At 66.4% G+C, this 10642-nt stretch carries 10 protein-coding genes; 4 read left to right on the top strand and 6 right to left on the bottom strand.

The window, feature by feature from the left end:
• The 4 genes from ACIQ6O_RS07785 to ACIQ6O_RS07770 form a co-directional block, all read left to right on the top strand.
• Positions 1-794, top strand: a 794-nt coding sequence (locus ACIQ6O_RS07785; protein WP_396207212.1) for an AAA family ATPase, incomplete at its 5' end; no start/stop codon positions are given.
• Positions 795-1100: 306 nt separating this feature from the next.
• Entirely contained in the window at positions 1101-1946 is an 846-nt protein-coding gene (locus ACIQ6O_RS07780; protein ID WP_396207211.1) for a hypothetical protein, read from the top strand.
• Positions 1943-2419 (top strand): nucleoside deaminase, encoded by a 477-nt coding sequence (locus ACIQ6O_RS07775; RefSeq protein WP_396207210.1) that lies wholly within the window; start codon positions 1943-1945, stop codon positions 2417-2419. Before ACIQ6O_RS07780 ends, ACIQ6O_RS07775 begins: the two co-directional genes overlap by 4 nt.
• A gap of 48 nt (positions 2420-2467) precedes the next feature.
• Positions 2468-3439 (top strand): hypothetical protein, encoded by a 972-nt coding sequence (locus ACIQ6O_RS07770; protein ID WP_396207209.1) that lies wholly within the window; start codon positions 2468-2470, stop codon positions 3437-3439.
• 18 nt (positions 3440-3457) lie between these two features.
• Here the strand turns inward: ACIQ6O_RS07770 and ACIQ6O_RS07765 are convergent, their stop codons facing one another.
• The 6 genes from ACIQ6O_RS07765 to ACIQ6O_RS07740 form a co-directional block, all read right to left on the bottom strand.
• The gene (locus ACIQ6O_RS07765; RefSeq protein WP_396207208.1) at positions 3458-4426 is read right to left on the bottom strand and encodes a D-2-hydroxyacid dehydrogenase; all 969 of its coding nucleotides are present in this window, start codon (positions 4424-4426) and stop codon (positions 3458-3460) included.
• 4 nt (positions 4427-4430) lie between these two features.
• Positions 4431-5279, bottom strand: a complete 849-nt coding sequence (locus ACIQ6O_RS07760; RefSeq protein ID WP_396207207.1) for an ABC transporter permease — start codon at positions 5277-5279, stop codon at positions 4431-4433.
• The gene (locus tag ACIQ6O_RS07755) at positions 5276-6220 is read right to left on the bottom strand and encodes an ABC transporter permease (RefSeq protein ID WP_396207213.1); all 945 of its coding nucleotides are present in this window, start codon (positions 6218-6220) and stop codon (positions 5276-5278) included. The genes ACIQ6O_RS07760 and ACIQ6O_RS07755 overlap by 4 nt, the downstream gene beginning before the upstream one ends.
• Positions 6220-7851, bottom strand: a complete 1632-nt coding sequence (locus ACIQ6O_RS07750; protein ID WP_396207206.1) for a peptide ABC transporter substrate-binding protein — start codon at positions 7849-7851, stop codon at positions 6220-6222. The genes ACIQ6O_RS07755 and ACIQ6O_RS07750 overlap by 1 nt, the downstream gene beginning before the upstream one ends.
• A complete protein-coding gene (locus ACIQ6O_RS07745) occupies positions 7851-9530 on the bottom strand; it encodes a DUF885 family protein (RefSeq protein WP_396207205.1) in 1680 nt (559 codons plus the stop codon). Before ACIQ6O_RS07745 ends, ACIQ6O_RS07750 begins: the two co-directional genes overlap by 1 nt.
• Positions 9527-10642: Gfo/Idh/MocA family protein (locus ACIQ6O_RS07740; RefSeq protein WP_396207204.1), on the bottom strand; the 1116-nt coding region annotated here is incomplete at its 5' end. The genes ACIQ6O_RS07745 and ACIQ6O_RS07740, both read right to left, overlap by 4 nt.

Below are 10642 nucleotides of genomic sequence, written 5' to 3'. Positions count from 1 at the left end.
TGGCCGAGTTCCTCTTCGACAACGAACACGCCATGGTGCGCATCGACATGTCGGAGTACATGGAGAAGCACGCGGTGGCCCGTCTCATTGGTGCCCCCCCGGGCTACGTGGGCTACGAAGAAGGCGGGCAGCTCACCGAAGCCGTGCGGCGCCGGCCGTACAGCGTCATCCTCTTCGACGAAATCGAAAAGGCGCATCCGGATGTCTTCAACATCCTGCTGCAGCTGCTCGACGACGGACGGCTCACCGACTCGCAGGGACGCACGGTGGACTTCCGCAACGCCGTGGTCATCATGACCTCGAACGTCGGGAGCCAGCTCATCCTCGAGCGCAGCGAGAGCAGCGAGGAGGGCGACTGGAAACGCACCGAGCAGGCGGTCCTCGCGGCGCTGCGCGGGGTGTTCAAGCCGGAGTTCCTCAACCGTATCGACGACGTGGTGGTGTTCCATCCGCTGGGCCGCGGCGAGATCGATCACATCGTGGATCTCCAGCTCGCCCACCTGCGAAAGCTGCTTGCTGACCGCAAGCTCACGCTGCGGCTCACCGATACGGCGCGGGCGCTGCTGGCCGAGGAAGGGTACGACCCGGTGTTCGGTGCGCGCCCGCTCAAGCGCGCCGTGCAGCGTATGCTGCAGAACCCGCTCGCTCTCGCCGTGCTCGAAGGCCGCTTCAAGGACGGGGACGTGATCGTGGCTGAGGTACAGCTTGGCGAGGAGGCCCTGGTCTTCTCGCATGGCGACGCCACCGACGCCGCGGCCCAGCAGGCCATCGACGACGCGGTCGCCGGGCGCTGATCGCGCCCGCGGTCGCGGGGGACACTGGCAGGACGTCTGGGGCGCGGTAGCTTGCTCCACATGGCCCCTCTCCGTGTCCCCCTGTCCCGTAGTTCCAGCTCCCGTAGTTCCAGCTCCCGTAGTGCAAGCTCCCGCAGTTCGAGCTTCCGCAGTTCGAGCTTCCGCCCTTCGCGAGCCTCGCTGCTCTTCGGCCTCGTACTCGCCGCCTGCTCGGGCAGCGATTCTACAACCAAAGCGCCCACCGCGCCGCCCACCCCCACTCCCACGCCAACGGCACCGCCAAGTCCCACCGGACCCCAGGGGGCATTGGCCGTTGGACAGACGTACACCGACAAGGGAGCGTATGTGGAGTACGTGGTGGGCGATGCGCCACTCGTACTGGTCGCCCCGCATGGCGGCACGCTCACGCCCGCCGCACTTCCCGATCGCACGTGCAGTGCCTGCGTCACTGTGGCCGACGCCAACACGCAGGAGCTCACGCGTGCCGTGGCCGACACATTCTTCGCGCGCACCGGCAAGCGCCCGCATCTGGTGATCAATCGCCTGCATCGACGAAAGTTCGATGCCAATCGCGACGTCACCGAAGCAACCGGCGGGAATCGCGGCCTCGACACCACCTGGCTGTGGATGCACGCGGCGATCGACTCCGCCCGGTTGCGCGTGACGCGACTCGGCGCCCGTGGTCTGTTGCTCGATATGCACGGACACGGCCACGCGGTGCCGCGCCTCGAACTCGGCTACCTGCTCACGGCCGCCACCCTGCGGCAGGACAACGCCTCGCTCGTGGCGAGTGGTGCGATGACCCGTACGAGTATCGCGCAGCTCTCACTCGACTCCCGCAGTACCGCCGATCGCGGAGTGGCCCTGTTGCGCGGGCCCAACAGCCTCGGGGCACTGCTGGTGGCTCGTGGTGTGCCGGCGGTGCCGTCGCCGGCTGACCCGGCGCCCCTTGTTGGTGAGGAATACTTCAACGGCGGGTACAACACCGAGCGTCATGGGTCACTCAATGGCGCCGCGCTCGATGCCATACAAATCGAGCATCACTTCAGCGGCGTGCGCGATAATGCAACGACGCGTGGCGTCTACGCGCGCGCGCTGGTGGAGGCGTTGCTGGCGTATCTCGCACGCCACTACGGCTGGCCTGGGGCATGAACGCGTCGGTGCCGCTCTCGGAGCTCGAACAGCGCGCGATGCACGCGGCGCTCGCCGAGGCGCACACGGCCGCAGTCGCGGATGAAGTGCCGGTAGGGGCCGTCATCATGCACAGCCGCACCGGTGAGATCGTGGCGCGCGCGCACAACCGCATGCGCCGGGATCACGATGCCACGTCGCACGCCGAACTGCTCGCCGTGCGGGCGGCGGCGGCTACGCTCGGTGACCGTGGGTTACAGGACTATACGCTCGCGGTCACGCTCGAGCCGTGTGCCATGTGCGCCGGGGCCATTGTCCTCGCGCGCGTCGGGACCCTGCTGTTCGGCGCGTGGGACGATAAGGCCGGCATGTGCGGCAGCGTGGGGGATGTCGTTCGGCATGGCAAGCTTAATCACCGTCCCGCGGTGCGGGGCGGCGTTCTGGAGCACGAGTGCTCGGCGATACTCAAGGCGTTCTTCGCACAGCGCCGCTGACGCCGCCGCCCTTTGCCTGAATCGGAATCGCGCCACAGTTTCTCTCTCATGACCATCTCTCTCCGATCCGCTTCGATGCGCACCGCGCTGATGTCGGCGCTGGTATTCGCGGCCCCACTTCCCGGCTTTGCGCAGCCGGCCACGGCGCCGCGCGCGCCACGGTTCCAGGCCATCTCCCTGCTGGGAGACACGCTGCGTGCATTTCCCTTGAGCGAAGCCACGCGCGCACGGTACGAGCGGCAGCTTGCCGACGCGCGACGGGCGTATCTCAAGACGCCGACCAATGCCGATTCGATCATCTGGTACGCGCGGCGTCTGGGCTATCTAGGACGTCTGCGGGAATCGATCGAGATCTATACGCGTGGGCTCGCGCTGCATCCGAACAATCCGTGGATGCTGCGGCATCGGGGGCATCGCTACGTCTCTGTGCGCGATTTCGATGCGGCCGTGAACGATCTCAAGCGCGCCGACGAACTCACGCGCGACAAGCCCGACGAGGTGGAGCCGGACGGTCAGCCGAATGCGGCCAATAGCCCCATCGGCACACTCAAGTCCAACATCGCATACCACCTCGCGTTGGCGTACTACCTCAAGGGGAGCTGGGGCGAGGCGGCCGATATCGCGCAGCGTGAAGTGACGAACGCCACCAACGATGATCGCCGCGTGTCCATGGCACACTGGTTGTACATGTCGCTGCGACGCGCGGGGCGGAATGCCGACGCCGCGAAGGTGCTCGTACCCATGCGCCGTAACATGCGCATCATCGAGAATCAGCCGTACCATCGGCTCATGCTGCTCTACAAGGGTGTGCTGCCGCCCGATTCGGTGCTGGTCGCGTCCCCCACGGGTGAGCTGTCAGTGGAGGACGCGTCGGCCGCCTACGGTGTGGCCAACTGGCACTGGTACAACGGGCGTCGTGCCGAAGCGCAGGCGCTCTGGACACGGATCGTGGCCGGTGGCCAATGGGGCGCCTTCGGCACCATTGCGGCCGAGGCGGAGTTAGCGCGGTTTCCGCGGTAGCTCGAGTAGGGAGCGGCGTCAGTACCCGCGCGTCCGGTCCACCACCCACGTCGGCCATTCCCCGCGTTCGAGGCTGACCGCGCACGCGAGAAAGCCATCGGCTGCACCGTCCACGGTGGTAAGCCCCGAGATGTGCGGTGACACGAGCACGCGTGGATCACTCCAGAGGGGCGACGACGTGGGCAGGGGTTCGGTGACGAACACGTCGAGCGCTGCGGCCCGCAACCACCCGGCGTCGAGCGCCTCCGGAATCGCCTGCTCGTCCACCACCGCACCACGGCCGGCATTGAGCAGCACCGCGCCACGGCATCGCTGCAGCACCTCGCGTGACAGCAGACCACGCGAGGCTGGCGTATCGGGCACCGAAAGAATGATCCAGTCGGCATCACCCACGAGATCGGCCAGGCGGTCGATGGTGTGCACCGCGGCAAAGGCGGGATGCGGCGCCTGACCCGTGCGCGACACACCGGTGACATGAACGCCAAGGGCCGCGAGTGACGTTGCAATGTGCGAGCCGATGTCACCGGTGCCCACCAGGAGGGCCCGCGTCCCCGCTACACGCGCGATATCACGTGGCGCCCATCGCTGCTCCCGCTGGGCATCGAGCAGGGAGACGAGCTGCTGCTGAATCGCAAACACGCGCGCCACCGCCCACTCCGCGATCATCGGACCGAACGACTCCGGCGAGCGGGTGAGCAGGATACGCTCGTCCAATCCTTGGCCCAGCCATCCGTCGACACCGGCGCCGGTGCTGTGCACCCATTGCACCGATCCCATGTCATGGGTTGCCGGGGGCCGGCGGAAGCCGATGTACGTATCGGCCCACTGCACATCCTCTGCCGTGATCTCGAGGTACGGTGCGCCGCGCACCTCCAGGTCTGGGCGCGCCGCCCGAATCCGGGACGCGATGTCGGCGTGGGCGTTCGCGCCGATCAGCACGCGTCGAGGGGAGAACGGCAGCGACAGCAGGAGCGAAGACGAGGTCATGGCATCAGCGAAGTGAACGGGACGGCACACGCCCGAGTGAGTCTCCCACCGTGTTGCACGCGAGCACGGTGAGAAAGATGAAAAGACCGGGGAAGATCGCGAGCCATGGCTCGGTGCTCATCGTGCTCTGCGCCTGATACAGCATGTTGCCCCAACTGGCGGTGGGCGGCTGCACCCCCACGCCGAAGAAGCTCATGGTGCTCTCCAGCAGAATCGCGCGGCCGATGGCCAGGGTAGTCGCCACCGTCAACGTGGGCACCACGGCAGGGAGCACATGCCGAACGAGGACACGCGGCGCGGAGGCGCCGATGGCCTGGGCCGCCTGCACGAACTCGCGCGCCATGATGCTCCGGGTCTCGGCGCGGATTACGCGGGCCGTCTCCATCCACCCCGTGAGCCCCACGAGCAGGACGAGCGTGGGGACGTTCGGCTGCAGGACTGCCGCGGCCAGCATGAGCAAGGGCAGGCGTGGGACGCACAGCATGGCATCAGTGATGCGCATGAGCACCTCGTCCAGCCATCGGCCACGCATCCCCGCCACACTTCCCACCAAAGTGCCAACGAGCGCGCTCGTGAGCGCGGAGAGCAAACCGATGGCCAGTGACACCCGGGCGCCGGTCAGCACACGCGTGAGCACATCGCGTCCCAATTCATCAGTGCCGAACCAGTGGGCGCCCGACGGCGTGCCGCGACGGTTCGCCAAGTCGAGGGCATCTGGCGCGTACGGGGCCACCAGCGGGGCAATCGCTGCTCCGCCGATGAGCACCAGCAGAAAGAGCAGCGCCGGCGACGGCATGCGCCAGCGGGGCGCGGATACCGGTCCGACGGTGTTCACGCGCGCCGCGCCGTTCACGTTGCCTCGCGCGTGCGCGGATCGAGACGCGCCACCGCCAGATCAGCCAGCAGGTTGAGCACAATGACCGTCACCGCGCCGACCATGAGGAAGGCCATCAGCACCGGATAATCTCGCTTGACCAGCGCCTCGGTGAACAGACTGCCGACACCGGGCCAGGCGAACACGCTTTCCGTGACCACTGCACCCGAGGCCAGCATCGCCGCGTCGAGCAGGACCACGGTGACGAATGGACCGAGCGCGTTGGGGAGCGCATGCCGCCACACGAGCCGTGACTCGGACAGGCCGCGCACACGCCCGGCATTTACGAAGGGCAGGGCCAGCGTGTCGCGCATCGCACGTTGGAGATAGCGTGTCCACGCGGCGCCCTGCACGGCGGCCAGCACGAGCGCTGGCAACACCAGATGCATGAGGCGATCGGCGACGCTCGTGCTACCGAACGACTGCCGCCCCGACGACGGAAGCCAGCCCAACTGCATGGCCAGCAGCAACTGCAGCAGTAGCCCCAGCCAGAACACGGGAACCGACACGCCCATCGTGGTCACGAGGCGCGATACACGCGCGCCCCACACCCGTGTGGCCGCGATCAGGCCAAGCGGAAGCGCCAGTAGAAGGGCGAGGGCTGATCCCGCGAGCACCAGCTCGAGCGTGGCGGGCACACGCTCCAGCACCCGCTGCAGCACCGGCCGTCCGTCGGCGTAGCTGTAGCCCCAATCGCCCTGGACGAACGCCGTGAGCCACCGCGCGTACTGCACCGTCACCGGTGCGTCGAGCCCCATCGCGGCCCGTAGGCGCGCGATGTCTTCCGGGCGGACATTGGGATTCTCGAGGTAGGCCGCCAGCGGCCCGCCCGGCACCGCCTGCAATAGCAGAAACACCAGTGCCGATACGAGAAGCAGGAGTGGAACCGCGAGCGCGCTGCGCCGCAGCAGGAGGCGCATCACTGCGGCGCGATCTCCCAGGCATGCACGTTCCAGAATGGACCGGCATTGGTGGGGTTGCCCGTGAAGCCCTTCAACGTCGTGGGGACCGCATCGATCTTGGCCGTGTTGTAGAGCACGATCTCCGGGGCCAATTCGGCAATCCGCCGCTGCGCGCTGCGCAGCAGCGCGTTGCGCTGCTCCACGTCGATGGCGCGGTCACTGGCGTACAACATGGTGGACAGCGCAGTGTCGTTCACGAAATTGATGTTGCGCCCTGCCGGTGGCATCCGGTCATGCGCGAAAAACAGGGTGAGTTCGGGATCAGCCCCCATCTGCCACCAGTGCAGCATGGCGTCGAAGTCGCCCTTGAACCACACACTGCTGATGGACGTGCCGTCGAGCAGTTTGATCTGCATGCCCACGCCGATCGCGCGGAACGCCTGCTGCAGCGATTGCGACACACTCTCGCGGATCGCGAACCCTGATTGCGTGATGAGTGTGAAGGCGAGGCGCGTGCCCCCCTTCGTGCGGATGCCATCGGCTCCGCGCGTCCATCCAGCCTCATCCAGCAGGCGGTTCGCCACCGTGGTGTCGTAGTCGTAGCGCGAGACGTTGGGCTCGTACGCCGGTGACAGCGGCTGAATGGGCCCATTCACGATCTCTACCTGACCGTCGAGAATGGTCTTCACCAGCAGTGGCCGGTCGACGGCGTGGGCGAGCGCCTGACGCACCCGCACATCAGCGAAAGCGGGGAAGTGCCGTTGGTTGAGCGTCACATGCTCGTAGCCGTTGCCAACGACCTTGTTCAATCGGATGGTCGGTACCGTCCCGATCGAACGCACCTGATCCCACGGCACCAGCGCCACCATGTGCACCTCCCCCGACTTGAGCAGGTTGATGCGCGTGGTGGTGTTTGGCAGGAAACGGAAGAGCAGCTGCCGGATCTTCGCGGGGCCACTGGTACGCCAGTAGGTGGGCACCGCCTCCAGCAACACGTACTCCCCAGTCTTCCACTCCTTCACCTTGTAGGGGCCGGTGCCGAGTGGGGCGCGGTTGTAGTCGTTTGCGGTGTTGATGTCCCGCCCCTGCAGCAGGTGCTTCGGCAGCGTGCCGCGCACGAACTGCAGCTGGTACGGGGCGTACAACTCCTTGTAGTGCACCACGGCCGTGAGCGAATCCGGCGTGTCCACGCTCGAGATGCGATCGAACCCGTCGACGCTCTCGGGCTTCCAGTCGCCCTTGTTGATCGCCTCGACCGTGAACTGCACATCGGCCGACGTGTGCGGCCGTCCGTCGTGCCACCGCACACCCGGTCGCAGCTTCCAGATCACATCCATCCCGCCATCGGGACGCAACACCACACCCTTGTTCTCGAGCGTGGGGATTTCGGCGGCCAGTACCGGCACGATGCGCATCTGCTCGTCGTTCGCAACGAGCCCTTCCACCACGCACGACTCGATGTCCTCGAGGATGTGCGTGGCATACCGGTTCATGGTATCGGGTTCGCGGTCGTAGCCGATGATCAGGAGGTCGTTGCTCGCCCCCGTCTGTCGTGCGGTGTCACCGCCCGAACCACCGCATCCGCTGGTCGCTAGCGCGCCGATGAAGAGGGCGGCGCACTGCATCACCCGTCCGTAGGTCACTCGCATCACTCCTCGGCCAGCAGCAGTTTGGCGGCCAGCAGCACGGGAATCGAGCCGCGGCTCAGCAACGCATCGTGAAAGGTACGGTACGAAAACGCGGCGCCCTCCCGCACCCGGACCGCGTCGCGCAGATGGAGAATCCCCTGCGTGCCCAGCCAGTACATCACGGCGGCGCAGGGAAACATGGAGTTCTTCACCGTTTCGGCAGTCGCCACGGTGTGCGGCATCCCGACTTCCGCTTCGTAGAACTCCACCGCGTCGTCGAAGGTCATCGCGCCCGTATGCAGCGAAACATCGACGATGGCCCGGGCCAGCATGCGTACGCGGCTCTGCTGCTCCGACGCCTGTTCGAGCGGCGTGAGAAAACCGAGCTCATCTGCCAATTCGGTGGCGTAGCAGGCCCACCCCTCGGCCATCGAGCCACCCTGAAACAGGCCGATGCGGCTGGCACAATCCACCGCCGCCACAGTGCCGATCTTCGACAGCGAACGGTTGGTGGCATGCCAGTTCTGCACGTGATGCCCAAGGCCGCCGTGGTGCACGACGTGATTCAGCGTGATCACGCTGTGGTTCCACTGCCGCAGGCGTCGCTCGCGTTCGGCCTCGGGGAGCGTGTCGTCGACCGGGGTGACCAGATACACGTGCTGGCTGCGCGCCTCGAGTGGCGACGGTGACCGGTAGAACAGGAAGTACAGCTGCGGGGCCGCGTCGCGCGCCCATTCGGGGATGGGCGTGTATTGCAGCGGCCAGTCGCCCCATTCCACGAGATCGTGATCGGCCGCGAACTCGCGACACTGCTCCCACTTGTCCGTGAAGGCCTGAAGGTAGCCAGCCTCATCGGGCCGATCATCGGCCAAGGCGTCGGCCAGACCATCAACACTCCCGGCCGCATCGATGGCCAGCGCCTCGAAGCGCTCGCGTGCTTCCGGAAGCTCGTCCTGTGCGCGGCGCAAAAGCGTGGCGGCATCAAGATCGCAGAAGTGCCCGCGGCGCAGCAGCACCTCGTACGCTTCGGTACCGATGCTGACCGATGCCTCCTCCGACACTGGTTGGCCGCGAAGCCACGCTGCCGTATTGTCCAGCGCGGTGGCAGCCACAGCGCCCGCCTCCATCACCCACGCACGCGACGCGTCGTCGGCGCCGTGCGCATCGAGCCACGTGCCAAGCTTCACGCGGAATAGCGTGGCACCGACTTCGCATTCACGAAGAGCGCGCGCCACCCAAGGGGCTGGCATGGCCTCCGTGAGCGCATCTGGCATGTCGCCGAGGAACCGCTGGATGTCGTGCAGCCGCATCGCAATCGACGCGAACGCTTCCTCCGCCGTCGCAGGCGGGCGCAGCATGAGCCCGATCACGCTGAACAGCGCTTCGCCGGTCCACAAGGCTGGGTTCTTGTCGTGAAAGTACCGGCTTTCGAATTCGAGTTGCCGCACATCCATGCTGGCCCGCGCCAGTTCCGCGTCGAGCAGCGCCGGATTGCGGGCCATCTCGCCCCAGTCTTCCGTGGCCGGATACGCGTCGTCGAGCGCGATGGTGAGCGCCTCGAATTCGTCCTGCTCGTCGTCGCGCGATTCGCGCGTCCAGTCAGGGAGTTCGTGGTCGTGCAGTCGGATTCCGGTGAACGTGGCGCTCACCGGATGCCGGAAAAAGTACTGCTCGAGGAACTGGTCGATCGGCGAATTCATGCGCCACCGTCGCGCTGCAGCGGGATCGATACCCAGCGCCGTTCGCGGTACGACTGCTCCACGGCGTTGATGAGCTCCTGCACGTGCGCGCCGTCTTCGAAGTTCCCCTCGTTGCCGGCCACATCGCCGCGGATCTCGGAGATGAAGGAGTGCGTGAGGTTCGCGTAGAAGAGTGAGCGCCACGACTCACGCGGGCTGCCGCCAGTCGGATAGAAACGCTGCGGAATCTCGAGTTCCTTGAACTCCACGGAATCCGCGCTCGCCGCCTTCAGTGTTTCCGCCACTCCGTTCTCTTCTACCATGCGGCAGATGAGCGCGCCCTTGCTGCCGTACACGCGCGCCTCGATGCCAGGGTAGTTGCCCACGGTCACGAAGCTCGTTTGGATCGAGCCGATCGCTCCGTTCGCGAACTCGCCGATGAAGATGTCCCCATCATCGATGTTCATGCGCATCATGGTCCCCGTGGCGCGCACCATGCGCTCAGGGATAAAGTTCTTCATCGTGCCCACCACCTGCGCGAAGCGGCTACCCATGCACAGGTGTCCGATGTCCATGATGGGCGCGCCGTAGCCTTCGAGTGACGACACCTGGAGCACCGACTGGTCGGCCGTGTGATCCACTTGCCGCAGCGGATTCTGCGGATCGAGCCACTGCGAGTTCTGCTCGTAGCCATTGAAGATGAACGGCTCGCCAATGAACCCCTCGTCGATCAGCGACTTCATGTACCGCATGCCGGGGCTGTAGCGAAACGTGAATCCGAGCTTCGTCTTGAGCCCCTTCGCGGCCGCCAGCGCAGCCGCCCGCCGTGTGTCCTGGTAATCGTACGCGACCGGCTTTTCGCACAGCACATGCTTGCCCGCTTCGAGCGCGCGCCAGCTGAGGTCGAAGTGCGTCGCGCTCGGCGTGCACACGTCCACCGCGTCGATCCCGCGGTGCGCGATCAGCGCCTCGTGCGTGTCGTACACATGCGGGATGTCGAACTCTCTCGCGAACGCCTCCGCCCGCTCGCGAATGGGATCGGCGATCGCGACCACCTTGCACCGGGGATCACGCGCATAGCCCGGGAGATGGGCAAACTGCGCCCACGCGCCGGCGCCCAGTACGCCAACCTG

It is taken from the genome of Gemmatimonas sp. (assembly GCF_044345575.1).
GTDB lineage: Bacteria > Gemmatimonadota > Gemmatimonadetes > Gemmatimonadales > Gemmatimonadaceae > Gemmatimonas.
The sequence above is the reverse complement of the archived record's forward strand: the minus strand, read 5'-3'. Positions and strand labels throughout refer to the sequence as shown.

What these genes read in the sequence shown, in the direction of transcription:
- ACIQ6O_RS07770 (WP_396207209.1), top strand. Translation starts at nt 2,468, where the DNA reads ATGACCATCTCTCTCCGATCCGCTTCGATGCGCACCGCGCTGATGTCG.
- ACIQ6O_RS07755 (WP_396207213.1), bottom strand. Translation starts at nt 6,220, where the DNA reads ATGCGCCTCCTGCTGCGGCGCAGCGCGCTCGCGGTTCCACTCCTGCTT.
- ACIQ6O_RS07765 (WP_396207208.1), bottom strand. Translation starts at nt 4,426, where the DNA reads ATGACCTCGTCTTCGCTCCTGCTGTCGCTGCCGTTCTCCCCTCGACGC.
- ACIQ6O_RS07775 (WP_396207210.1), top strand. Translation starts at nt 1,943, where the DNA reads ATGAACGCGTCGGTGCCGCTCTCGGAGCTCGAACAGCGCGCGATGCAC.
- ACIQ6O_RS07750 (WP_396207206.1), bottom strand. Translation starts at nt 7,851, where the DNA reads ATGCGAGTGACCTACGGACGGGTGATGCAGTGCGCCGCCCTCTTCATC.
- ACIQ6O_RS07745 (WP_396207205.1), bottom strand. Translation starts at nt 9,530, where the DNA reads ATGAATTCGCCGATCGACCAGTTCCTCGAGCAGTACTTTTTCCGGCAT.